This is a genomic window from Proteus columbae (assembly GCF_009914335.1).
Taxonomy (GTDB): Bacteria; Pseudomonadota; Gammaproteobacteria; order Enterobacterales; family Enterobacteriaceae; genus Proteus.
Genome location: NZ_CP043925.1, coordinates 3,600,496 through 3,626,376, shown reverse-complemented (window position 1 = coordinate 3,626,376; position 25,881 = coordinate 3,600,496). Strand labels below are relative to the sequence as shown.

27 protein-coding genes are annotated in these 25,881 nt (G+C 31.5%); 19 read left to right on the top strand and 8 right to left on the bottom strand.

The window, feature by feature from the left end:
* Positions 1-27 precede the first annotated feature (27 nt).
* Complete coding sequence (gene soxR / locus F1325_RS16915) at positions 28-477, top strand: redox-sensitive transcriptional activator SoxR (protein ID WP_109373235.1); 450 nt, start codon at positions 28-30, stop codon at positions 475-477.
* Positions 478-483: 6 nt separating this feature from the next.
* Here the strand turns inward: soxR and F1325_RS16910 are convergent, their stop codons facing one another.
* Genes F1325_RS16910 through F1325_RS16880 form a run of 7 tightly spaced genes read right to left on the bottom strand, consistent with a single transcriptional unit; the run spans position 484 to position 4,570 of the window.
* Positions 484-915, bottom strand: a complete 432-nt coding sequence (locus F1325_RS16910; RefSeq protein WP_109373236.1) for a hypothetical protein — start codon at positions 913-915, stop codon at positions 484-486.
* The gene (locus F1325_RS16905) at positions 905-1,597 is read right to left on the bottom strand and encodes a MoaD/ThiS family protein (RefSeq protein WP_160230747.1); all 693 of its coding nucleotides are present in this window, start codon (positions 1,595-1,597) and stop codon (positions 905-907) included. The genes F1325_RS16910 and F1325_RS16905 overlap by 11 nt, the downstream gene beginning before the upstream one ends.
* Entirely contained in the window at positions 1,578-2,141 is a 564-nt protein-coding gene (locus tag F1325_RS16900) for a type III secretion protein (protein WP_109373238.1), read from the bottom strand. Before F1325_RS16900 ends, F1325_RS16905 begins: the two co-directional genes overlap by 20 nt.
* Positions 2,122-2,883 (bottom strand): type III secretion system inner membrane ring lipoprotein SctJ, encoded by a 762-nt coding sequence (gene sctJ, locus F1325_RS16895; RefSeq protein ID WP_160230746.1) that lies wholly within the window; start codon positions 2,881-2,883, stop codon positions 2,122-2,124. The genes F1325_RS16900 and sctJ overlap by 20 nt, the downstream gene beginning before the upstream one ends.
* 2 nt (positions 2,884-2,885) lie before the next feature.
* Positions 2,886-3,170, bottom strand: coding sequence for a type III secretion system inner rod subunit SctI (sctI, locus tag F1325_RS16890; protein ID WP_109373240.1), 285 nt, complete (start codon positions 3,168-3,170; stop codon positions 2,886-2,888).
* A 23-nt stretch (positions 3,171-3,193) separates the two neighbouring features.
* Positions 3,194-3,448 carry an EscF/YscF/HrpA family type III secretion system needle major subunit gene (locus F1325_RS16885; protein ID WP_109373241.1) on the bottom strand — a complete coding sequence of 85 codons (255 nt, stop codon included), beginning with the start codon at positions 3,446-3,448 and terminating at the stop codon, positions 3,194-3,196.
* Between the two features lie 51 nt (positions 3,449-3,499).
* A complete protein-coding gene (locus F1325_RS16880) occupies positions 3,500-4,570 on the bottom strand; it encodes a hypothetical protein (RefSeq protein WP_109373242.1) in 1,071 nt (356 codons plus the stop codon).
* Between the two features lie 296 nt (positions 4,571-4,866).
* Between F1325_RS16880 and F1325_RS16875 the strand changes: the two genes are divergently transcribed.
* From F1325_RS16875 to F1325_RS16790, 18 genes are all read left to right on the top strand, one after another.
* On the top strand, positions 4,867-5,622 hold the full coding sequence (locus F1325_RS16875; RefSeq protein WP_109373243.1) for a helix-turn-helix domain-containing protein: 756 nt from the start codon (positions 4,867-4,869) through the stop codon (positions 5,620-5,622).
* Positions 5,606-7,318, top strand: a complete 1,713-nt coding sequence (gene sctC / locus F1325_RS16870; protein WP_109373244.1) for a type III secretion system outer membrane ring subunit SctC — start codon at positions 5,606-5,608, stop codon at positions 7,316-7,318. Before F1325_RS16875 ends, sctC begins: the two co-directional genes overlap by 17 nt.
* A 4-nt stretch (positions 7,319-7,322) precedes the next feature.
* Positions 7,323-8,399 (top strand): type III secretion system gatekeeper subunit SctW, encoded by a 1,077-nt coding sequence (gene sctW / locus F1325_RS16865; protein ID WP_160230745.1) that lies wholly within the window; start codon positions 7,323-7,325, stop codon positions 8,397-8,399.
* Between the two features lie 27 nt (positions 8,400-8,426).
* Complete coding sequence (locus tag F1325_RS16860) at positions 8,427-10,532, top strand: EscV/YscV/HrcV family type III secretion system export apparatus protein (protein ID WP_160230744.1); 2,106 nt, start codon at positions 8,427-8,429, stop codon at positions 10,530-10,532.
* Positions 10,533-10,540: 8 nt separating this feature from the next.
* Complete coding sequence (locus F1325_RS16855; RefSeq protein WP_109373247.1) at positions 10,541-10,954, top strand: type III secretion protein; 414 nt, start codon at positions 10,541-10,543, stop codon at positions 10,952-10,954.
* Between the two features lie 3 nt (positions 10,955-10,957).
* Positions 10,958-12,259, top strand: a complete 1,302-nt coding sequence (gene sctN / locus F1325_RS16850) for a type III secretion system ATPase SctN (RefSeq protein ID WP_109373248.1) — start codon at positions 10,958-10,960, stop codon at positions 12,257-12,259.
* 13 nt (positions 12,260-12,272) lie between these two features.
* Positions 12,273-12,707, top strand: a complete 435-nt coding sequence (locus tag F1325_RS16845; RefSeq protein ID WP_244185054.1) for a type III secretion protein — start codon at positions 12,273-12,275, stop codon at positions 12,705-12,707.
* Positions 12,685-13,971 carry a hypothetical protein gene (locus F1325_RS16840; RefSeq protein WP_160230743.1) on the top strand — a complete coding sequence of 429 codons (1,287 nt, stop codon included), beginning with the start codon at positions 12,685-12,687 and terminating at the stop codon, positions 13,969-13,971. The genes F1325_RS16845 and F1325_RS16840 overlap by 23 nt, the downstream gene beginning before the upstream one ends.
* Entirely contained in the window at positions 13,968-14,891 is a 924-nt protein-coding gene (locus F1325_RS16835; RefSeq protein ID WP_160230742.1) for a FliM/FliN family flagellar motor switch protein, read from the top strand. Before F1325_RS16840 ends, F1325_RS16835 begins: the two co-directional genes overlap by 4 nt.
* Positions 14,892-14,895: 4 nt before the next feature.
* Positions 14,896-15,555, top strand: coding sequence for an EscR/YscR/HrcR family type III secretion system export apparatus protein (locus tag F1325_RS16830; RefSeq protein ID WP_109373252.1), 660 nt, complete (start codon positions 14,896-14,898; stop codon positions 15,553-15,555).
* The gene (gene sctS / locus F1325_RS16825) at positions 15,555-15,809 is read left to right on the top strand and encodes a type III secretion system export apparatus subunit SctS (RefSeq protein WP_072069116.1); all 255 of its coding nucleotides are present in this window, start codon (positions 15,555-15,557) and stop codon (positions 15,807-15,809) included. The genes F1325_RS16830 and sctS overlap by 1 nt, the downstream gene beginning before the upstream one ends.
* 5 nt (positions 15,810-15,814) lie before the next feature.
* Complete coding sequence (sctT, locus tag F1325_RS16820; protein WP_109373253.1) at positions 15,815-16,588, top strand: type III secretion system export apparatus subunit SctT; 774 nt, start codon at positions 15,815-15,817, stop codon at positions 16,586-16,588.
* Positions 16,581-17,639, top strand: a complete 1,059-nt coding sequence (locus F1325_RS16815; RefSeq protein ID WP_160230741.1) for an EscU/YscU/HrcU family type III secretion system export apparatus switch protein — start codon at positions 16,581-16,583, stop codon at positions 17,637-17,639. Before sctT ends, F1325_RS16815 begins: the two co-directional genes overlap by 8 nt.
* A 152-nt stretch (positions 17,640-17,791) precedes the next feature.
* The gene (gene sicA, locus F1325_RS16810) at positions 17,792-18,316 is read left to right on the top strand and encodes a type III secretion system translocator chaperone SicA (RefSeq protein ID WP_109373255.1); all 525 of its coding nucleotides are present in this window, start codon (positions 17,792-17,794) and stop codon (positions 18,314-18,316) included.
* Complete coding sequence (sctE, locus tag F1325_RS16805; protein ID WP_109373256.1) at positions 18,309-20,414, top strand: type III secretion system translocon subunit SctE; 2,106 nt, start codon at positions 18,309-18,311, stop codon at positions 20,412-20,414. The genes sicA and sctE overlap by 8 nt, the downstream gene beginning before the upstream one ends.
* Positions 20,415-20,442: 28 nt before the next feature.
* Positions 20,443-21,288, top strand: coding sequence for a type III secretion protein (locus tag F1325_RS16800; RefSeq protein ID WP_244185055.1), 846 nt, complete (start codon positions 20,443-20,445; stop codon positions 21,286-21,288).
* A 3-nt stretch (positions 21,289-21,291) separates the two neighbouring features.
* The gene (locus F1325_RS19450) at positions 21,292-22,509 is read left to right on the top strand and encodes an IpaD/SipD/SspD family type III secretion system needle tip protein (RefSeq protein WP_244185056.1); all 1,218 of its coding nucleotides are present in this window, start codon (positions 21,292-21,294) and stop codon (positions 22,507-22,509) included.
* Positions 22,510-22,661: 152 nt separating this feature from the next.
* Positions 22,662-23,681, top strand: a complete 1,020-nt coding sequence (locus F1325_RS16790) for an IpaD/SipD/SspD family type III secretion system needle tip protein (protein WP_160230740.1) — start codon at positions 22,662-22,664, stop codon at positions 23,679-23,681.
* A gap of 104 nt (positions 23,682-23,785) precedes the next feature.
* On the opposite strand, the gene F1325_RS16785 is transcribed toward F1325_RS16790, so the two are convergent.
* Positions 23,786-25,732 (bottom strand): TonB-dependent receptor plug domain-containing protein, encoded by a 1,947-nt coding sequence (locus F1325_RS16785; protein WP_160230888.1) that lies wholly within the window; start codon positions 25,730-25,732, stop codon positions 23,786-23,788.
* Positions 25,733-25,881: the final 149 nt, after the last annotated feature.

Here is a 25,881-nt window from a genome sequence, read left to right as displayed (position 1 = left end):
GTTGAGGTCAAGAGGAAAAAATAAAAAATGAAAAAAGAAAAAATAGATCCCAATAGGGCGCTTACTGTCGGTGAGGTAGCAAAACGAAGTGGTGTTGCAATTTCAACGTTACATTTTTATGAAGAAAAAGGGTTGATAGAAAGCTATCGAAGTGCAGGTAATCAGCGTCGTTACCCTCCGGTTGTATTGCGTTATGTGGCAATTATCAAAGCGGCGCAGAGTACCGGTATCCCACTAAAAGAAATTCAGGAAATACTAGGAAAATATCCACCAAATAGTAAATTAACCGCAGAACAATGGCACGAAATATCAACGGATTGGAAAGTTCGGTTAGATGAAAGAATTCATCGTCTTAAACGACTACGTAACGGGCTTGACCACTGTATTGGCTGTGGTTGTTTATCGTTAAGTGATTGCCCATTACGTAATCCAGACGATATTTTAGGTGAGAAAGGTGCTGGAGCACAGATCTTATAATAAATGTTAAAATGAAAACGAAGCGCTATCAGGTTTAAAGAAGCCCTCATAATCATCTTGATTATCGTTCATACCTAATAAGTCGAGTGTAAATTGGTGATAAAAACCTTGGTAAGAAAGAAGTGAAATTAACGCCTGATTAATGACCTCTTTATTATCACTATTTTCTAATTCACTTTCTTGGTGAGCATACATTAATAGCGCAACTTGACGTTTTTCTTTTAAGGTTTGATTGCCTTCATTTTTAACATCAAATTTATTTAATAACGCTAAGATATCTTTGACTGTATTCACGTTGGTTGTTTTTAAATTTTGGTAAAAAGTAGGATTTAGTGTCGCCATTAAAGGATCTAATTCCTTATTTACGATACTTTTTGATGCAGGTAAATGAGGCTGTGGTTCATATAAAGTCTGTGTTTTTAAAGCATCAATCTTCATTATTACCCTCACTGGATGTTTCTATTTGAGGATGCATATCATCTGATGCATCAAACGTATTAATAAATTTCAGCAGAGTGTCTTTAATTTCTTGAGTAAATGTTGCTTGATAAGATTCAGAAAAAGGCTGGTGAAATTGTGATTTTAAATCATTGAGTAACAGCGCAGGATCAAAAAAAGCCACTTGATCACCAGCATGAATAGCAATGGCCTTGCTGTCATGAGATATCAATTCAATATTGATATTATTGAGCTCTTTCTCAAGATATGGGCGTAGCGTTGCTGGAATATCTAGCGTTATTTTTTTCTCTGAAGGTATTGTTGAAATTAAACGACGTGTGAGTTCAACTTGTATTTCTGGTGAGTCAAAAAATTGAGCAAGAGTTGCGATTATTTGCTCCCTTTGTTGAAATTCATACTGTGCCAGTTGTTCTTGGTATTGAATTGAGAATTTTAATATATCCCCTAATAATGCCTGTAATCCTTTACTATAAGCTTGGTTTTCAATCTCCTTATTATGCGCATCTAGTTTCTTATTAAAATCTCGGAGCATTTTTTTTGTCGCGAGTTTGGCCGCTAATTCGGTTTTATAAATATTATCAAGTTGTCGAACATATTTAGCCCGTATTAATACACCTTCACGAGTGTATGTTAAAAGATTTTCAGACAGCGAGCGCAGCATAATCTAGCACCAAAAGAAAAAGTGAACGGGATAAAAAGAGTGACTGAGGAAGTTCAACCGGTGATGATTGTGGTGCAAAAAGCAATGTAAAACGTTGAGCCAGTGCGGTTGAAATTGAATTAATAAAATCAAAGAGTAATTGATAGCCGATATTTATGGGTACGATACTTTCCAGAGGAGTCGTTATCTTCTTATCTATATTTAACACAGAATAAAGAGATAAAAACGCTTTTAATTGTGGTTCTAGCTGATAGTAATTACCAGATAATAAAAGCGTTTCTCTAGAGTACAAATAGCCTAAAAATAGAGCGCAACGGGGAAGTAATACCCAATGCGTAAAGATTTTCTCTACAATAATGTCGATGTCACAATCTAGTTGATTAATAAGTTGATATTGCTGAATTAATTGGCGATTAGCGAGTTTCTGCCAAATTATACTTTCTTTATTTGATGCTAATACATCGTAATCTGCATGAAGATAACTAAGTGGCTCATACATTACACTGGATATCATTTCGAATTGCTCAGAAGTTAGATTTGTCATTATTTTCTTCCTTCTGTGCTTTTTTACGTCGGAATATTATCAATGAAACCGTAATAAGAACGGCGATAACGACCAATAATAAACTTAGAAATAGCCAAGAAGTAAGAAATGAGTCAGAGCTATTTTGATAAAGCTGATTATTTATTATGTTGAACTTATTAATATTTCGTGGATACAACAAAACGGTAATATTATTCTCATTCATATCGTTAAAGGCATTATGAATAAAAGCACGAACATCTTCGCTTAATTGATCATTATCTAGCATACCCTCTTCATAAAAAACTAAAGCTGAAGCATGAGGTGTTGGAATAACGCGTTCAGCCGGGGATATTGGGTAACTTACATGTACCCTAGCATCAATAATATGGTCAATTGTGAGTAATGATTGTTCTAATCGTTGCTCAATAGCAGAAATTAAACGTGCTTTTTCGGCTTGCGGTGATGATACCAATGCATCTGATGGAAATAACTGAGCCACTTCAATTCGAGATAGTGTGGGTAATTGATATTCTTCTAAAATTTGAATCGCAATTCCCATATCTTCTTTTTTGACCGAAACATCAAATAACCCTTTTCCTAATGCTTTACGAGTACTGGTTATTTGGTGCTTTTGTAAAACAGCTTGAATTTCTGTTGCCTGTCTTTGATCCAAATTAGTGAGTAGAGATTGATCTTTACAACCACTTAATAATGGAAACAGGCAACATAATAATGCCAAAAACAAATATCGCATTTTCATTACTATTGTGCCTTGAGTAATGTTTCAACAATATTCAGTGATTTTCTGGCTAATGTGCTCGCTAAATTCATTGTAATTGTATAATCGTTAAGTGTTGTTTGTAGCTGTGTGTAACTTTGAACATCACTTAATTGGCTTAATGTTGTTAGCTTTTCTTGGATCTGTTTTTCATATTGAAAACCACTTGTGATGCTGTTTACCATTATTGAGGATAAATTATCATCACTTGTGCTTTTATCGTTTGATAATGTAGCCAAATGAACAGGAACAACTGGGGTAATCGCCATATACAGCCTCCATTAAATAAAAACTAACGCATATTCCCGATAATGCTCATTGCCAAATCTTTCACAACTTTAATCGACGTTGATTCTGCATTACGCGTAATATTATATTCAGCAAGTCTTGCTTGATAATCGGCTAAGGCCGCCGCGTTTGATGTATCTGTTTTTAATGCATCTAATGCAATTTTTAATGCCTCACTCTGGCTTTTTACAGGGTTTTGAAAATAACTATCAACTTGATTAATAGAGCTGACATCGTCGGCAACAGGATAAGCTGGCATAATAGTATTCCTCTAAGATTGATTCTAAATTATCGGTTATAAATATCGTTATTATCCTTGAGGAAAATAACGATGTTGGTTATCAAGAAAGATATATCCATGATCTTCTTGTAATGTTGCTTTATTTTTCAACATAGGATTACTTATATTTTCACGGTAAAAAATAAATTTTCTGCCAAAAATGGCCGTTTGTTTTTTGATATAAGTATCCAGTTTTTCTTTGTTAGTGATATTCAATGCATCATCAAAAATAAAGGTTAATCCGTTATTTTTTTCTTCAATGGTATAACCTATTGTTTTAGTTAGCTCAAATTCATTTATATCATTAATCATGTTAGGTATTGATATTCCTTTAATGGTTGGCTGGCAATTTTTTGAAAAATCAGAATTTATATTATTGATCATTTTTAATTTTTCAGTTTCATTATGATAAAAAAAACTAACAATAGGTTTGAATTTATCTTTAAAAATTATATGTACTTTTTGATGATTATTACCGGTAGATAAGTTTTTTACTTTCTCCAGATAGATAATTTTATTTTCTAATGCGCTTTCTATTTTTGACGTCGGGTATAAATTATCATAAATGCAATAATATCCATTTTTTCCTTGATATCCTTTAAAATTTAAACTTTTTGATACAGTTGGAATGATTTTTTCTTCTGTCGGTCTTTTTATATAAAAAACTAATGCTATAAAGAATAGCGTTATTAATGTTAATAATAAAATAATTTTTTTATTTATGATGCCTGTTTTTTTCTTTTTTTTAAAATCAAATGATGCGAGAGATAAATCATTTTTATCACTAATCAAAAAGATAGGCGTATCATTGCTATATATTGGGCTATCGATTTCCAACGGATATTCTTTATCGATTTCTTTTTGTATTAAGCTACTTTCAATTCTATATTTATTATTTTCACTATTATCTTCATCAAGTATAATAGCGAGCTTTTTCTCATCTTCCTGTTTATCACAAGGGATGTAAAGTATAGTTTTATCATTTTCTTCTTTATTTTCAATGCATTCTTTATTGTATAAGAATAATGAATAGCGATTGGGTGGTAGAGGAATAATAGTTCCTTTTAAGGGGCCACTGAGGATGTAAATATAATAAAGCATGGAATTAGCCTAATGATAAATTGTTATTAATTCATAATATAAATATAGTTTAGTCAAATGAGCATAAAAATTCTTTTAAAAAAAAGCACATGTTTTTTATTTGATAGTGGGTATTGATATATTACTGACACTTTTTTTAAATAATAAACGGAAAAAATTTGTTATTCATTTTTATAGTTAATAATAGGTGATATTATTGTAATATTATATAAAGCAAAACCATAAAAATGAGTTAACTAAAAATTTATTATCTTTACTTTTTAATTTTATGATAAGTATAACGAGAGGTATTTACCATGTTGATAAATGATATAAAAATAAGCGGCGATAAAAATATATTGTTAGGTAATTCATTGTTCTTTTGCATTCCTTTAAAGAATGATTATCCGATAAAAATATATGATGAAAAAAAGATCAAAATTATAAAAGGAAAGGCTTTTATTTATAATGCCAAAAGTGATGACGTTATTTTCCAATCAGAAAACCAGTCTTGGAGAATTGAAAAAAGATCATTTTTTATTTGTGCAAGATTATTGGCATTTATTGATTATGCTCGTGATTTTTCAAAAATGACAGCGATAGGATCTGAATTTGATATTAATCAGCAGATTTTTTATATAGAAGATACTAATAAATCTCTAGAATACGTATTAATAAATGAAGCAATAAAAGCAGAAAGCCAATTAGAACCTCTATTTGTCACAATAAGACACAGTGAAAGTTATTGGCTTATTTTGCATCTCATTAGTTATTTAGATGAGAAGAAAAGTAATATTGCACAAATTGGAGAACGATATGGAGTATCAGGTACGCATTTTAGACGACTGTGTAAACGTTATTTAGGTAACTGTGGAAAAAGCCAATTGCGTTCATGGCGTGCAGCGTCTTCAATTTTAACCACGCTATCAACCGATGAATCATTGACACAAATCGCAGTCGATAATGGATTTAGTTCCGCGTCTCATTTCTCTAATGAAATTAAGACGTTATTTGGTATTACACCAACAGAATTTCGTCGAATTGGTCAACATCTTTATGAAAATAAAAAATAAAATTTATTGTGTTATTGGGCTAGCACTTTGTTGCAGTTTGTCTTTTCAAATTCAAGCTGCGCAAGGAAAGGTTATCTACACGCATCAGGTGAAAAAACCGGATGTTTTTATTGCAGTTGATACACGAGTCGAACAATTTTTTCTCGTGTTATCAGATAAATTAGATAAACCTTTTATTCTGAGTAATGCAGTAAAAAAGGAAAGAGTAACTGGAAATTTTGATATTTCCTCACCAGAAGAAGCATTTGAATTGATGGTGAAACGTTTGTCATTGCTCTATTTTAATGATGGAAAATCAATTTATATTTATGAGAGCAGTGAGATATTACAAGAACTCTTTCAGGTAAAAAATATAGGTCTAGCCGAGCTAAAAGACTATTTACAAGATGTAGGATTATATGATCAGCGTTATCCACTGCGTGCAGGTCAAGATCAACGTACTTTTTATATTTCGGGGCCTCCTGTTTATATTAAATTAGTCAAAGCCGCAGCCGAGTTTTTAGATAATGATGTACAAGAAAAAATTAATGAAAATACCAATAACCAAGTACCGGTGGGGAGTTCTCGCTATGGTGATGAGTTTGTACAGATATTTCCATTAAAAAATACCTTTGTACAAGATAGAACTTATACCTTACGCGGTGAAACAGTGGTGCTACCGGGTATTACTTCTGTTTTACAGCAGTTATTTATACCCTCTAAAGGAATAGAAAGAACAGCGGTAGAACCTCATAAAACGCTAGAAAATAACGATAGTCAGAAATACGATGAAGCGGTAAATGGTATTGAAGAAACGAATGCGCCTATTATAACTAAAATAGGGCAATATAACGTCGAATTAGTGCCATTACCGGGTTCAAATAGTCTTTTAGTAAAGACAAGCCGAGAAGGATTAGCATTAATCGATTCACTCATTTCTCAATTAGATAAACCCAAAAGACAAGTTGAATTGTCGTTATGGATAATCGATATTTCTAAAAATAAAGCAGATAGTTTAGGTGTTAATTGGCAAGCAAGTTATGACTCGGGTAAAGGCAGCTTCTTTTTTAATACGGCAAGTTTAAGTGCTGCATCTGGTTTTAACTTTTTAGGAAAAATTAAAGCATTGAGTGAAGATGGTGAAGCGCAAATGGTATCTCGCCCAATGTTATTAACACAAGAAAATACCCCCGCTATTTTTGATAACAACACGACTTTTTATACTCAAATAAAAGGTGAACGCGTTGCTTCATTAGAATCGACAACATTTGGCACGATGATCAGTGTGTTACCACGTATTGGTAATTCAAGTAAAGATATTGAGATGATTATTAATCTTGAAGATGGTGCAGAAAAAAAAGACGACAATGGTGATGATGAAAGTGTTGAAAAATTACCTGTAATTAACCGTACAAATATTAGTACTGTTGCTCGTGTTTCGGAAGGTGGAAGCTTATTAATTGGTGGATATACACGAGAAGATAATGTGAAAGCCGAAACTAAAGTTCCTTTTTTAAGTGCTATCCCTTTAGTTGGTCGAGCTTTTAAATATGAGTCTGATAATAATAAAAAAATGATCCGTATTTTTATGCTGCAACCTCGATTATTAGAAAACACGGATGCTGAAGATTTTGGATCTTTAATTGAGAATCCATTTCAACCAATCGATAAAAAAACATCTCAAGCATTAAAACAGCTTCAAGCCTTTATGAGGTAGCACTATGATCGGGCCAATTAATAGCTTTACGTCTTCGAATTTGGCAAACAATAGTATTGGTAAAAAAAGCCAACAAGAAACAGAGTATAAACAACCAAAAATAAATGAAAGCCAAAACTATCAAAATCAATTAATAGAGATATCTGATGATATGTCTATGGTTGCAACACTATTTTCTCAACGTTTTGGTCAATCATTAGATAAAAAAGCAAATAGAGGTCAAAGTACATTATATATTGCAGAAGAGGGCGCGGATAAAAAACTTGATAATGTCATGATGTTATTTAGAAAATCAGGGCGAAGTTTGCAAGAATTGCTTCGCTATTTACGTAAAATGTTCCCTGATGAAAGTGATCTCGTTATGGTTTTACGAGAATTACTTAGAAAAAAAAAGCTAGGTTCGCAATTAGATGCAGGTATTGAGAATGAGATAAATCGTTTGCTTGAGGGTGAAAATGGAAAGCAAATTAGAGCCGGTATTAATATTGCGCTTCAAGCTAAAACATTTGCAAAGTTACTCTCTCTCAATGCTTCGGCATTAAGAAATCTTTATCGTAGTTTTATTAACCTTGATTTTGAGCCTATTTATTTTTTTAAAATGTGGATAGAAGAATATGACATTAAACAATGTACAATTATCTTGAGCTTTCTAACACAAAGCTTGATTTGTGATATGCAATCATTAATGCCTAGTTGTTCTCAAAGTTCAGAATTTGGTTATTTCCTTGACCGTGTTAATAAATTACGGGCTTTAAGTAGTTTTATCGAAATCAATATAGAAAAACTAGAAAAACAAGATTTAAAAAATACAATAACAGATAAGGAACTGTATCAATTGGTTTTTCATGGAATGACATTTCCAGAGGAAATGGAAAAATATTTAGTCTCTCTTTTAGAAAATCAATGGATGAATTATTTAGTTAATATAAAAATGAAATTATTACAAGGGCTAAAGACGATATTCAATAATTATCCTGAATCATTATATTTATCTTATGAATTTAGAGAAGAATGCCAAATAATTATACAAAAGCTTATAGATAATTACCTCCGATTAGAACAATATCAACAAAGAAAATAAATAAAAAATAATTTATGGATAATTTCTATGATTTATAGATTCCTATTGGCAATAAAAAATAAACCAGAGCTAATCGTATTATCGGTTATGATTTTGGTTATTATGATGTTAATTATACCCTTGCCAACGTATATTGTTGATTTCCTTATTGGGTTGAATATTACGATCTCTCTTCTTATCTTTATGAGTTCATTTTATATTACCAGAATATTAAACTTTATGACTTTTCCTGCATTATTACTGATTACGACACTTTTTCGGCTTGCTCTTTCTATTAGTACAAGTCGATTAATATTGTTAGATGCAGATGCGGGTGAAATTATTACGTCATTTGGTGAGTTTGTTATCGGTGAAAATTTAGTCGTTGGTTTTGTTGTTTTCTCTATTGTCACTATCGTGCAATTTTTAGTGATTACTAAAGGTTCTGAGCGTGTTGCAGAAGTTGCGGCACGCTTTTCTTTGGATGGTATGCCAGGGAAACAAATGAGTATTGATGCTGATTTAAAATCCGGCATTATTACTAATGACGAAGTAAAAATAAGAAGAAAAGAATTAGGCCAAGAAAGCCAATTATATGGTTCTTTTGATGGTGCAATGAAATTTATTAAAGGTGATGCCATTGCTGGCATTGTCATTATTTTTGTTAACTTAATTGGCGGAATTTCTGTCGGTATGGCGCAAATGGATCTCTCAATTTCACAAGCGTTACATACTTATACACTTTTGACCATTGGTGATGGGCTTGTTGCTCAAATTCCTGCATTGCTGATTTCTATCAGTGCGGGTTTTATTGTCACGCGTGTTGGTGGTGAAAATAGTAATCTTGGTTTCAGCATTATGAATGAATTGCTTGCTCAAGATTTTGCATTATTAGTGACTGCCATCCTTGCTTTTGTTATTGGCTTTTTACCTGGCTTTCCAACGCCTGTTTTCCTTATTTTATCGGTAATATTAGGAGGCTATTTCTTTAAAAAACAATGGAAAGGTAAGAAAAAAGAAGCCGCTACAGAAAATGAGAATGAAAAAAATGAAGATAATGCTTCCGATCCTGAAAGTAAAAAAGGTATTATTTCAAACCTATTTTCAAATAAAAATGAATTAGATGATGAAAATAGTTTGTTAACTGAGAACATTACTTTATCTCAAGCAGAAACATTACCTTTAATTATTACCGTATCCTCAAAGAAGAAAGCGTATCTTTCAAAACTAGTTTTCGAAAAATGGTTGAAAAAAGAATTTATTTTACAATATGGCGTATTGCTTCCTGATATTGTTATTCATTACTCTGATAAAATTGATGAAAATAAAATCATTATTTTAATAAACGAAGTTAAGGCTGATGAATTTGATTGTCCTTTTCCCTTTGTTTATATTGAAAATCCTAATGATGAACTTTTTTCTTTAGATTTTAAAATGTTAGAAATTAAGGATGATGATATTAGCCATTATTGGGTTAATAAAAATGAGTCGGATAAATTAACATCGTTAGATTATAAAGTAGAATTACCAGAAAGTTATTTCTATAGAAAATTCTCCAATTTGATTACATTAAATATTGTTGAATTCCTCGGAATACAAGAGACAAAAAATATCCTTGATAAAATAGAGGAAAATTCTCCAGAGCTATTAAAAGAGTGTTATAGACAAGTCTCTATTCAACGAATTAATGATGTTTTACAACGTTTAGTACAAGAAAAGATCCCTATTAGAAATATAAAAACAATTATTGGAGGATTAGTACAATGGGGAAGTAAAGAAAAAGATCCTGTGCTTTTAACGGAACATATCCGCTCACTACTTTCACGTTATATTAGCCACTTTTTTTCAAAAGATGGAAAATTTGATGTGATTATTTTATCTCATAATGTAGAAGAGATTATTCGTGGTGGAATAAGGCAGAGTTCTTCAGGGACATTTTTAAATTTAGAACCTGCAGAGCTTGATATGATAATAGAAAAAATATCTACCGCTATTGATGAGATTAAATATATTCAAGATTATGTTTTTTTAACAGCAATAGATATAAGACGATTTGTTAAAAAACTAATAGAAACACAATATCCACAGTTATCTGTATTGTCTTATGATGAAGTTACATCTGACATTGAAATTAACGTTTTACAATCTATTTAGGAGAAATTATGTCTGTTGATCTAGCAAGTTTAATTATGGATGCTATGAATGTAATTGGGCGCAATGATTTATTTCCTGAGGGAAAATCTGTTGATAATCATTCAACAATAACAATTAGTTTAGGTGATATGCCTGATATTAATTTATTGGTTGTTGATGAGGTTCCTATGATCTGGTCTGTGCTTGGTGAATATGATGAAAACTTATTATCACAATGCAGTACATCATTATTATTAACCAATATTAATAATCAAATGGAGAGTTTTTATCCGGGGCAACCTGCTTTAGTGAAAGTAGAATCTGAATTAGAACTACGAGCCTCATTTATGCCTATTGCTCTACAAAATGGTGAGTCAATGGCAAAAGCGATTGATGAATATTTTCAAATGATGAATAGCGTTCATCAACAGTTTATTGGGTAAAAAATGAATAACGCATTTTCAATATTTCATCACGCGGCTCATCCTATGCGAATACAAGGTAATATTCTTGAAGTTACGCTGCGTGATGTATTTATTGGAGAAATTTGTCTATTAAAAGATTCAATTATTAATGGTCAAATTATTGGTGAAGCTATCGTGATTGGTTTCCGTAATGGTATTACGATTTTGAGTATGATGGGAAGTTCGCAAGGTTATTCTTTGCAAATAATCGTAGTACCGACGGGGAATGCTTTTTCAGTCGCTTTAAGCCCCAATGTTTTAGGGAGTATGATTGATATTAAAGGTAACTATTTATTACGTTTTAGTAATAAAAAAATAGAAGAAGAAAACTTCTATTCATATTTACCTATTGATGGTCATCCTCCCTTATTTAGTGAAAGACGTCCTATCACCACAATTTTTGAATCAGGCGTTCGTGCCGTGGATGGATTATTAAGTTGTGGGTTAGGGCAACGAATGGGAATTTTTGCCAGTGCAGGAACGGGTAAAACAATGCTTATGAATATGTTTATCCGTTTTTCTCAAGCCGATGTTTTTGTTATCGGGTTAATTGGTGAAAGAGGACGTGAAATCACAGAGTTTGTCGAGGAATTAAAAGCAGATAAACGATGCGAAAAAACAGTATTAATTTGCTCAACCTCAGATCAGCCCGCAATAGAGCGTTGTAACGCAGCATTAGTTGCCACGACCGTTGCTGAATATTTCCGAGAGCAAGGCAAGAATGTTGTATTATTTATTGACTCAATGACACGTTATTGTCGAGCTTTAAGGGATGTTGCTCTTACGGCAGGCGAACTTCCTGTTCGCAAAGGTTATCCCGCTTCTGTTTTTGATAAATTGCCCGCGATCCTAGAAAGACCTGGAGTGACCCAAAAAGGTTCAATCACGGCATTTTACACAGTCTTGCTTGAAAGTGATGATGAGCCTGATGCCATAGGAGAAGAAATTCGTTCTATTTTAGATGGACATATTTATCTTTCACGAAAAATTGCCGCTTCGGGTCATTATCCAGCGATTGATATTTTAGGCAGTGTAAGCCGTATTTTTCAGCAAGTAACCCATGTTGAGCAACAAAAAGCAGCATTGAAAATAAGACAAATATTGATGCGTTTACAGGATATTAAATTATTACAAGAGGTGGGTGAATATCGTGCAGGTGAAAATGAATTAAACGATCTTGCTGTAAATAAACAATCAGCAATAGAGGCTTTTCTTGTTCAATCTTTTAAAGAAAAAGCCGATTTTCAACAAACTTTAAATCAACTTTATGCGCTTACCTCTTAATCAACAGGTGTTGATGAATGCTATTGCTAAGCGCCAGCAAAGAATAGAAAGAGAGCAACAAAAAAATCAACAGTTAATAAAAGAAGCAGAAGATAAGAAAAAAGAACAAATGCTATTAGCTTCTGCGCTAGAAAATGAAATACCTATGTATGAAAGGGCGGGGTATTATTCAACTCTTTCGTTAAATCAACAAAAACGTAAACAAGCTATTGTCTTAGCGTCATTGAATATTTCTATTACTCAAATTAAGGAAATAGAGTATCAATTAGAAAAATTAAAAAAAGGAAGCCTAAAGTTACAAAAAGAAAGGGAAGTGGTGATCAAAAAACAAAAGAAAATGAAGCTTTATCTTGAAAGAAAAGCATTAGAGAAAGAGTTATATATTGAAAGATTAGAACAGAACGAAATACAGGAGATGGTATTGTATGATATTAATAAAGACAGATAATGTTATCTTGAATACAAATTTATCTAATGAAAAAAATAGTGAGAATAAGTCTGTTTTTTCTAAAAAATCATCACTTTCTTCTGCTGATTTGGAATTATCAATGTCTGATAATGAGAGTGTTTCTTCTGAAAATATCAGTAAGATAAAACAAAAACTAGATGATTTTTATCATCTAAATCATAAGGATGATATTAACCTAAAAAGTCATCTAAAAATAAATTCCAATAAAACAAAAGCTAAAGATGAAAAGGATAAAAAGGATAAAAAGGATGAAACCGATTTTTTAAATTTAGAAGGATTATTATTAACACAAAGGAAAATATATTCACAAATTTGCGTTCATGCAAAGCACGTGAAAATAGAAAAAAAATCACTATCTAATCATGAAAGTAAAAAAATACCTGTTTCTCATAAGATAACGGTAGAGAGTAATTTAAAAGTTACGAATGATCTTAAATCAAGCAAAGACATAGGTATTGGTGCTTCTGATGGCAAAAACGAAAATAAATTAGATATTAATGGGACAGGTTTGCTTGATGAAAGGAAAGTCGTCAATCAGAAAGTAAAGAGTGTAGAGAAAAATAAAGTTATTAATCATAATGTAGAAGAAATAGATAATAAAATTAAAACTCATAAACTTATCAAGAACAATGAAAAACAAGTAGAAAACGACATAGAGAACAAGACAGAGAATAAACAGTATTTCCATGGGGAAAAACGCTCTTTTTCTAAAGATAATACTGCATTTAAAATAAAAGAGAATACATTGGGTGTTCAAAATAGCCTAATAGAAAAATCAGATCATTCAGCCAATAAAAATAGTCTTTCATTTAATACTGAAAAACGAAATTTGAATATAGATAAATTGGATGAAAAAAAAGTACAAGAAGAAGTTAATGATATATCTATGTTCAATAATATAAAACCAGAGTATCAACAGAAAATACAAGAGCCATTAATAGATAAAAAACTGCTTGATATACCCGCTTTAAGTCTTCTTTATAAAGAAGTATCAAAGATGACTCAACCTCCTAGTATTACTTATGTTTTTAAAAAATGGGGAAGTGAGCTTCATCAGATGAAAGTTAATTTTGATATTAATAAAAAGATCGAATTGATTGCTTCTACTGGACGCGTTTATCAATCCTCTTTAGACAATTTTAATCAATATCAAGGGCGATTAGCGCTTTCATTAGAAAATGATAATTCTCATTGGCAGATTAATACAATTGATCCTTCCGATGACAAAGAAGATGAAAAATGATCTTATCAGATGTTAAAGAAAGTATTAATCAGGATCAAAATAGCGATTCAATGAGAATTCTATCTTCTTTATACGAAGCGCAATTACCTATCGCATCTGCTTATTATTTTAAAATAAAAGGTCAGAATACATTAGGTTTATTTACAGGGCTTGTTGCCGTTAACCAAGTCATGGATAACCTATATGCTGAAAAAAAAATAGATTGGGAAACGATTCCAGAAGCTTATCTTCGTGTTCTATTCTCACAGAAATGTTCACAATTATTGTTTCCTTTTTCGAAAGAAGAGATGTCAGTAACTGTAGACAATATCTGTTTAGGAGAGCAAAAAAAAGTTAGTTATCCCGTTGTTAATACCTCAATAGGAGATGTATTTATTTGCTCTTTTGAGGGGCATTATGAATGGATGTTGTCCTCAAAAAATAAAATAAATGCTATTGCTCAATTCCAGCTCGGTAATAGCAAAATATCTGTTTCGTTATTAAAAACCCTTTCTTTGGGCGATATTGTGTTGATTGATAACATTGATTCTTCACTTATTATTGGTGAAAAAAAATGGATGCGTTATCAATGGCAAGAAGGAGAAAACACGGTGGTTTTAGATGAAAAGTTACCGACTAATGAGGTAGAGAAAGAAGCATCAATAGACGATATTGATACAAACACAGCGACACAAGAAAATGGGGATTTAAAATCAATTGGTACTATTCCTATCACCTTGTCTTTTTTACTCGCAAGTAAAGTATTATCTATTGAAGAAATTGAAAAACTAGCCCCAGGACAACAAATTATATTACCTGATAATGCCTCGCGACAAATTACATTAGTTGTTAATGGTGTTGCTATTGCTCAAGGGGAATTAATTAAAGTGGGTGAGCGATTAGCTGTAGAAATTCAACGTTCCCCTTTACAGCAAGATTAAATATATGGAAAGCTCAACAACGCTCATTTTAACGTTAGCACTAGCAACATTAGCGCCCTTTATTATTGCTGCTGGAACCTGCTACTTAAAATTCTCTATCGTACTTGTTATGACTCGTAATGCTTTAGGTGTTCAGCAAGTGCCTTCTAATATGGTACTCAATGCGATTGCATTAATGATGGCTTTGTTTGTTATGACACCAATAGCAAAAAATACCTATCAATATCTTATTGAAAACCCGGTTGATATAACATCTCCTGATTCTTTTGAGCGATTTTCTGACGATGCATTAGGGGAATATAAACAATATTTGTACAAATATTCTGATCCTGAGTTATTAGATTTTTTTGAACAAGCACAAGGAAATCGACCTGATAGCTATGGCGAGAAAGAAAATATAGAAAAATCGTTGTTATCACTGCTTCCCGCATATGCATTAAGTGAAATAAAGTCTGCTTTTATTATTGGTTTTTATCTTTATCTACCTTTTATTGTTATTGATTTAGTTGTTTCTTGTATTTTATTAGCGTTGGGGATGATGATGATGAGCCCAGTCACATTATCAGTGCCGTTAAAATTAATTTTATTTATCGCTATGGATGGTTGGACTCTCTTAGCTAAAGGATTAATTAATCAATATCTTGAACTCATGGCGGTAAGGTAATGGATATGGTTTATGCGGCAAATAAAGCCGTTTATTTAGTGATATTACTTTCAGCGGGACCTATTGCCATTGCGACATTCATTGGATTGGCGATTGGTTTATTACAGACCATTACACAAATACAAGAACAGACATTGCCTTTTGGTGTAAAACTTGTTGGTGTTTTTGTTTGCTTATTAGTGACTATGGGGTGGATGGGCGATAAAATATTAGTGTATGCAAAAGAGATGATGACGTTAGGATTTGCAGGATAAATAATATGTTAATACTGCTAGGGTATATACAGACTTATTTAGTTGATCTTTTTCTACTTATTGCAAGATTATTTCCTATCTTTCTTTTTATTCCTTTTTTAAACAGTCGTGTTCTTAATAGCCAATTATTAAAATATATCATTATTTTTTATATTGCTATGGGGATTAGACCCAGAATTATTATTACAGATGAAGTAAGAAATATATGGGAAATTATATTATTAAGTGAATTACTTCTTGGCGTTTTAATTGGGCTTCTTTTTGCCACTCCATTTTGGATTGCGTCTGCATTTGGCGAGTTTGTGGATAACCAACGGGGCGCTAGTATTGGGGATACTATCAATCCAACTACGGGAATTGAGTCTTCTGAGTTTGCTTCATTAACGGGTTTATTTTGCGCTGCCTATTTTTTATCAACAGGTGGCCTAACCTTATTGATGAGTACCATAAAAGATAGCTATGATGTATTTCCCATTGGCTATTTTAACAAAGAAATTGGTTATTCTTTCATTGGGCACTGGCTAAATAATATGGTTCGTACTGCGCTTGTTTTGGTTTCACCTGTACTGATTATTATGTTTTTGAGCGAAGTGGCATTGGGGGTTTATTCTTTATTTTGTCCTCAACTAAATGCATTTTCATTATCATTATGTATAAAAGGAATTATTGCCTTTATATCATTACTTCTTTTCTTTACTTCGGCAATGACTACAGAGCTTTATGAATTTTTTAATAATAGATACTTTTATACGATTTTTATGAGTATTTATCATGGCTGAAAAAACAGAAAAACCTACCCAGAAAAAACTCGATGATTCTGCAAAAAAAGGGCAAAGTTTTAAGAGTAAAGAATTAACATCAGGACTTGTTTATCTTATTGGTGTTATGTATTTATTTCATCAAGTTGATTTAAGTGAATTTAGTCGTTTTTATCAATCTCTTTTACTCCATCCAACGAATATCACGTTAAAAAGTTATGTCGATGTAATATCAAAACTATTCTTTGATATTGTTTTACCTATACTTGTTGTTGCTTTTTTATCTGGTGCGATCCCTTCTTTATTTAGCTCACGATTTAAGCTTGCGACAGAAGCCATTAAAATTGACATTAATCATATTAATCCAATCTCTGGATTTAAAAAAATATTTAGCATAAGAACAATAAAAGATCTGTTAAAAACATTATTATTTATAGTTATATTTTTAATTACTTGTTATGTTTTTATTATTTTACATGGTACGGAAATATTTATATTATACCGCTCGAATTTAAATATTATTGTTGATAAATGGTGTTCACTCGTCGTTAATTTTGTATTTGTGTTTTTTATTCTTTCAATACCTATTCTTATTTTAAATATTATTGCTGATTTTTTTATCTTTATGAAAGATATGATGATGGAAAAACATGAAGTTAAACAAGAAAATAAGAATATGGAAGGTGATCCTGAAATAAAATCAACTCGTCGGCAGTTCCATAAGGAATTGCTTGATGAACCCATGAAAAAAGTGATCCAAGATTCATCTGCCGTTATTGTCAATCCAACCCATGTGGCTGTTGGTATCTATTTCGATCCTGATAATGGCATTATGCCTTTAGTTTCATTGAGCTGTATTAATGATAAAGCATTGGCAGTAAAAGCTTATGCTAAAAAAGTGGGAACACCTGTTGTTCGTTATCCTGAGCTGGCGAGAAAAATTTATCATAAATATCATTTATTTGATGTAATGATAGATCAAGATTTATTAGATGTTATGGGTATTCTTATTTGGCTTAAGAAAATAGAAATTGAAGGATTATTAAGAGAAGAAATGGATTATATAAATTAGTAATAAATCTACCTAGCGTATATATATTTTAATTATAAAAATAATGTATTTATTTTTATAATTATAGGCGTGCGTTTTATTAAAGCAAGTAATTAATAGTTAAATTAGAATTTCATTATTAATTATTCATCATAGATGAAAGGATTAACATCATGTCAGTATATGAAAAAATGTCAGAAAAAGAAATTGATCAATTAGCAAACTATATTGTTTCTATTGTTCAGAATGGGGCATCACTCAAGGATGAAGGCGCTATCCCAGAAGGATTTATGGAAGGAATCTATTCATTTGCTTATGACTTTTACCAGAAGGGAAAACTGAGTGAAGCTGAAGCGATTTTCAAATTTTTGTGTCTCTACGATTTTTATAATGTTGATTACATTATGGGGCTTGCTGCTGTTAAACAATTAAAAAAACAGTATCAAGCAGCAATTGATCTTTATGCTTTAGCTTATCTCAATGCGAAAAATGATTATCGACCTGTCTTTTATGCAGGACAATGTAATTTATCGCTTGGTGAAAAAGAAAAAGCAAAATATTGTTTTCATCAAGTTTCAGAAAATATTAATGATCAAGCTATAAAAGAAAGAGCCAATATTTATTTAGAATCATTAAAAGATATTCCCCTTGTTGTTCTTAATACAGATAAAGAAGATAAGGAAGAACAGTATGAATGATATTAAGAAAGTTAATGATAACATGGTATTTTCCACACCTTTACCTTCTAAGGAAGTGGAAAATGTTGTTAAAAAGACAACGCAACAAGCGCAAAGAATCAATGCTGTAAATGAAAGTATTGTTTCTTCACAAATTAAAGATAAAGAAAATAAAAATTTTGCACCTGCTCTTAGAGCGCCTATTGAGCAGAAAAAAAATAATCAAAGGATTAATATTCAGGATGATGTGCAGTATAAAATAAATATTTTCTCTCAACAAAATACAAAGGCTAATAATAGAAATATATCTCAAGAACAACAATCATCACCAACCCCTTCTGTTATTATCTGCTCCACAAATAATAAATCAAGTAAAGAGTATGATTTTGTATACTTGCAATTATCCTATCAAAATGTCATTCACCAAAATATTTTAGATCAAATTAAAGATCCGGATAAACTTGATTATTATATAGACAAGCTAAATGCCTTATCGAAAGGTGTTGATGGTTTAAGAGAGAAATTTAAATCAGCGATCAATGAATTTAAAAATAATAAAGATGCTTATATTGATTATTGGATGGAGGTCTATAATCAAATAAAATCGAATGATTTTAAAACGGAATCTGAAATTAGAAACTTTTTAAAAAACAACAATATTCCCAGATCGTTAATTAAAGAATTATTATCAGGAAAAATTAAATCTAAAAGCGATATGGAAAAATCACTTGAAAAGATATTTCCATTTTTGAAATTACCTGATGATCTCTCTAATTTATCCTTAGATGATTTAGATAAATTATATAATAGTCTATCTCAATTCTTTGATAATATTTTTAAAGTTATGCCCAATGTTTCTATTAGTGAGGATAGAATTAATACAATCACTTCACATCAAGATGAACTAAGAGCATTAATTAATAAAAAAGAAAATGCGTCAATAAAAGAAAAATTAGAGCAAATAAAAGAAGTATATCGAGCGCTTACGACAACTCAAAGTGCATTAGAACTTGAAATAATGTCAAATTCTTTATCTGGAATGGCGTTATTAACTTTTTTATTAGCAAAAACACGAGAATTAACATTAAAAGTGATGTTACAGCGTTCTGAAAATGAGCAAAAACTCTTTGAGGAAATGCAAAAAGTGACGGAAAAATCACTTAAAGAAAAAATTGACGATCAAAAAAACCAAATAAAAAAGCAAGAAGAAATTCAGTTTTGGGCAGGTATTGGTTTAAAACTGTTAGCTGGATTAGTCGCCATCGTTGCGGGTATTGCTTCTATTTTTACTGCAGGCGCTTCCATGGCCTTAATGGCGGTTGCAGTTGTATTAATGGTCGCGGATGCTGCACTAACTGTTGCAGATGAAGTGTACCAAGCGATACATGGCACATCGTTTATGGATGAATTAATGCAACCTCTGACTGAAGCTTTGATGGAGGCTTTAGATAAGGTGGTCGATTTTCTAGCTGATGTGATTTATAACGCTATCGATGAATTAAAGAAATTAGGTATAGATAAAAAAATTATTGAGGATATAAAAAACTCAATACAAGATAAATTAAAAATGGGGCTTAAGGGGTTAATTACCGCAGTTTTATTTATTTCCGCAATTGCATTAAGTTTTGTTGTTGGTCCAGCTATGAATGGCATAACAAATGTAGCGAAGCAAATAATTAATCAACAAGTCAGAGATATGTTGAAAAGAGTCTTCAATGAAGCACTTGAACTTATGATGGGAAAAATGATTAAAGAAATCATTGTTCAAGTATTTGAAGAGGCGATAAAGAAAATTAACGCACTATTTGCTAAAGAGATCAGCCAGAAGGCAGGTGTGATGTTAAACAGAACCGTAGTTATTTCTAAGTTAATTAATGCAACAGCAACAAATGCAGTTAATATTTATAGTAGTGTTCTTTCTGCAAAAATTATGCAATCTGTCGCTGACAGTAAAAAATTAGATACCATATTAAATCTTATTCAAAAGTTAATGGATAAGATAATGGAAAGTTATCATGAGAATATCGATACTATCACTGGAATTTTAAAAAATATGAGTGAAAAATCTTCTATAAGTAATCGGACTAAATCAGACATGATTAGAAATATATCTATTTAATCAAGTTTATCTTTAATAAGGTATTAATATGAAAATAAGTAATGATAATGTATTTAATAACTATAAGTCTAAATTTAATGATATCCTTGATAACAAGGATGTTATTAATGATAGTAAACTAAATAAAGAAAATTTAGAGAGTTTAAGTAAAGATATTGATAATAAATTAAATAGTTCTTTAGAAAGAATAAAAAATAAATCAAAACCAATTCTAGTTGAACCAGAAGTAAAAACTCCGGATATAAAAAAGATATTAAAATCACTTGAAGTTGATAACGACAATGATATTTATGATCATATGAAAACAGATAAATCGAGTATGTTTAATTTCATCTCTACTGATATGATGAAATTAATCAACTTAATTGTTAAATATTTAGAGTCTATAATTAAAAAGTTCGAAGCATCTAGAGAAATGGGCGTGATGCTGATGAATATTGAATTAAATATGGCTGATCAGATAAAAGATAATCTTAATAAAAAAGCCAATATTATGATTGGTGCCGCAATTACGAGTGCGGGTATTTCAATGGCAGTTCATGGTATGGGGGCTTTTGTTTCAATTAAAGGGATGGGGAAAGATCTTATTGGTCATTCTAACCCAACGATGATCACCGGTAACTTAGTGACTTCAACAGCGGACCCTTTGGCTCGAGTAGCAGACCAAACTTTGCAGTCTCAAGGAATTGTACTTGATGGTAAGCAAAAAGTATTGGAAGCAAGAGGAAATATTAATAATCATGTTATTAATAATAATAATGAGATGCAACGCGAAATAACGGAAGTGATAAAAGCATTGTTACAAGCTATTGAAGCAATTATTCATGCGCAGCAAGATGCTGCTTCTGCAATTGGTTCGAATGTAAGAGGATAATTTATGGCTAAAGCTATTGATTCAGGGATGTCTAATATAGCAAGTCATTCAAAAATTTATTCTTCAGATAATAATGTTGTTTCTACATCTAAAAATGAAAAAACCGTTTTAGATGATATGAATGAGTTATTAATAAATATAAGACGAGAAAAAAAAGATTTTGATCTTGAACACTGGATTAGTTGTAATAATTTAAAGGGAAAAACAGAGAGGGAAATATATGTTTCTCTCTCTGCACAATATGATAAAAATGTTATTTTTCATAATCAATGCTTAAATACCATAAAAAAACTAGAGCCAATTATAAAAGATGAAATTGCGGATGCTGGTTATTCTACAGATTCATTGAGTGATTTTTTTTATGAGGTTAAGCAATCAATAGTTGTGGGTAAAAATGACTATTTAGATGTTTTAAAAGATGTTTTTTCCAATTATATGAATTATGTAAGAGACTTAAGAGAGGCAATAACATCCATTATCCAATATACTAAAGCGGGTAAGAAAGATGGATATATAGCAATTAATTATATTGAATTAAAAAAAATATTGGAGAATGTTAAAAAAGAGTATCAGGAAAAATTAAGAGAGAAATCATTTTTTTACACTAAAATTTTATTTGAATATCAAAATGATGGAAATTACATTAGAAAAATAGGAAAAAACTTAATAAGTTATAAAGATAAAGAACAAATTCATCAATCATTAAATGCAATAGAAAAATTATTAACAGATATAAAAGGCATTAAGGTAATAAAGGAAAATCACGCATCAGAAATAAAAAATGATATTGGATTAAATTTTATTGGCCACATCGATTTTGATGATCTTGATAATTTCCTGAGTAAAATAAATACGGATATCTCTATGGATGGCGTATTATCAGATGCTGAGATAGAGAAAAAAAGAGAACAACTACTTTATGATAATACATCTTTATTTGGTTTAGTTAGACCTGGTTTTGATATTGAAGAAGAGATGAGAAAAGTAAAAGAAGATAATGAAAATAAAAAAGAAGAAGCAAAATATAAAAATATTTTACAAACTGAATTTGATTTATTTAAAAAATCGCTTGATTCATTAGAAAAGAGAATGAATTCTAATCTTGATGAACTCTCTAAAAAATACAGCTCAGCAAATAGCAATTATGATAATTTTGTTAAAATAGTGAGCAGTACAATGAATACATTATTAGAAATGGCGAAAGGTTTTTTACGATTTTAACTTTTTATAGAGATTAAAAGTAAAGTTTATATTTTTAGAGAAAATAGCCCAATAGTGCTAACGTTTATGTGTTGTTTTAAGTTTTGTTAAAATATTAATTTTAATTTTTTCTTGAAACAACTTCTTTTATTTTTATATAAAAGGTTAATGTTATGGCTACAGCTATTAATTTTGATGTACCTAAAAGTAATCATAAACCACATGTAGAAAATAAGTTCTATAATGTGCAAACACATAATCAAGATGAATTTTTGAATAATTCAAGCTTTTTATTAGAAGACATAAAGAGAGAGTATCAAGATCTTTATATTAACGATAGTAAATATGATAATAAATTTGAATATCTCTCTAGCAAAGAAAAAGGTTTTTACCTTGATGAACAATATGTAAAAAATAATATTAATCAAAAGAAAAGTTTAAATGAAATTAGTTATGCTTCTCGTGCCATAGAAAATGCGCAATCAAATGACAGTTATCCAACAGATTCATTAAGTGATTTATTTGATGAAGTAAAACAATCTATTATCGCGGGTAAAAATGATTATTTAGATGTTTTGAAAGATATTTTTTCCAAGTATATGGATTTTGTAAGAGAATTAAGAGAAATATTATCTGAATTAAGTAGGTCAACAAATGCCAGCGGTAAGGATGGATTTATAAGTGTATTTCCTGTTAATATTACCAATAAATTAATTGGATTTATGCGTAATTTAAAGTCATCATTTTTTTCTATGGAATTTTTTAAAGATAATGATGGCCGATTTTATAGAATGATTGATGGGGAAAAAATATATTATAAAGATGAGGCTGAGGTTAATAATGCAGTTAAGGCAGTAAGAAAATTACTTAGTCAAATTAAAGGAGTATCATTAGTAAAAGAAAGTAATACTAATATGAATTTTTCATTTGAAATTAAATTTGATGTATCGGGGATTAAAAAATTAAAGGAACATTTATTTAATATGCCAAATGGTTGGTCGGATATATTACAAACAGAGTTTGAATTATTAAAGAAAACATTCGATACCGTTGAAAAAGGCGTTAATACTAACTTGGATGAATTATCAAAAAAATACAGTGCAGCCAATAGTAATTATGATAATTTTGTAAAAATAGTGAGCAGTACAATGAATGCATTATTAGAAATGGCGAAAGGTTTTTTACGATTTTAATTATATTTAGAGTGTTGTTATGGAAAGTAAAGTTATTTTAGGGATAAAAAAGAGCTGATATTTATTTTAATATCAGCTCTTAAATTTATTAATAATAATTTAAATTAAAATTTATACTCTACACCTAACCAGTAATTACGACCATCTTCCATATAACCTTGAGTGTATTCATAAGATTTATCAAATAGGTTATTAATAGAAGCATTAGCAGAAACACCATAACCAAAGTCATAATCTAAACGAAGATCGGTTTTTGCATAGCCTGCGAGTTTGTCATCTTCATCAATACGGTTATAAGTCCAGCCTTGTGCTTCTTCCATAATGGTAAAGCGAACTTGTTCAACTGGAATAAACGTCATCCACATATAAGCTTTATGTTTTGGTAAGCCTTCAATATGTTCGATTTTTTTCGGGGCACTGTGAATATAGCTATAGTTTACACCAAGTTCTAACCAATCAGTGACGTTGCCTTTCGTGCCTAAATCAAGACCCACGTAGTCGATGCGTCCACTATTTTGGTTTTGGAAAAATGCTTTGCCATCACGATAAACTGTGTGTGCCATAATTGCATCACTGACTCGGTTGTAGTAAATGCTGGTTTGGTAACCCCATTTATCGGTAATGTGCCCTTCATAGGTTAAGTCGAACGATAATGCACGTTCAGGATCTAAATCAGGATTAATAATCCCTTTTGATCCATCTTTTGGTTTCTCAGTGGTATAACGCTCTTTTTGCGTTGGGAAACGACTACGATCAGATATCGAGAAGCGGACAGTATCGTCATTGGCTAAAGAATATTTTGCCATCATTTCCCAGTTAAAAGCGGTTTGTTTGTTGTTATCAGCGCCTTTATCGGTATCAACACTGTCACGCCAATCATAGCTAATGGCACCCACTAAATCGAGATCATTGGTGACAACCCATTGGTATTCTGTGGCTAAAGACCATGTTCTGTCTTTATAACGCATCCAATCGCCACCTTTCTCTTTTTGAGCGCGGTGAACGTCATCTTTCCAATGTGCGGCAAAAGAGAGTAGGTCACTGTCACGTGTATCAATACCTAATTGCAATGCCGCGCCTGTGCTGTAGTCGTCATAGTGGCTATAGTCAGGAGTATCCCCTTTTTTTGGATACATATAGAGGGTATTTTCAAATTTATCGTGATAAGCACGGCTTTGTAGATTAATGCCATCGGTGATTTGTGTTACACCGCTATAGTAATAGCTCTCTTTGTTGTAATCTGGCCATGCCCAATATTTAAATTTACCCTTACCTAATGTTGATGGTGGGCTATTTTTTTCACCGTCTTGTTTTACATAAGTCAGGGTATATTCGTCAGAAGCGCGTGGCGTCCAACCGACTTTAATCATGCCGCGCTTATCGTCAGTGGCTGAATTATCACGACGTCCATGTGTACCGGCTGCTTGATTATTTTCGTCAGCCCCCGGAATTGGCGTAAAGCGTTGTTTTAATTGGCTACCACTGATTTGAATAAAGCCTAAATCACTGCGAGCACCTAAACGCGCACTCATGTTATGTGCATAATCAGCACCGCGAGCAAAACCTTGAGAATAAGCAATACTTCCTTCTAAGGGTTTTTTCGGTGTCGCAGTGGTGATATTGATAGCGCCGCCCATTAAGTTAGGGCCTTGCAGTAATGAGGTATAGCCTTTGTTGACTTCAATACTTGCTAGATCATTGGTGGTAAAGCGGGCTAAGTCTAAGTTGCCATCATAAGGAACATACGTTGGAATACCATCAAAGAATACAGGCACTTGGCGGCTATCAAAGCCACGCACTTTAATGGTGTATTCATTGCGGTTGCCCGATTTTTGCATCACAACACCGGGTAATGTAGCAATAGCTTGTGCCGCATTGACTTTATTTTGTTCAAGCATCTGCTCTTGTGTTAACACATCTGGATTGGCTGCAATCGGGCTACTCCAAACGGTTAATAGATCAGGCGTTGAATGTCCATAAGTAGTGTCAGCAAGCGCAATACTTGGTAGTAGAGCAACAGATAAACAGTAGCATAGAGGTTTTAATTTCATCATTCCAATCTCAATTTGCAGTCAGTATATAATTTTTTATATAACGAATTGCGTAAAAATAAATGAATAAAATGAGTGCTGACAATACGTTAGCACTCGGTTTTGTTTATTATTGATTAAATAGGTAAATACTCATTTACTCATAAGTT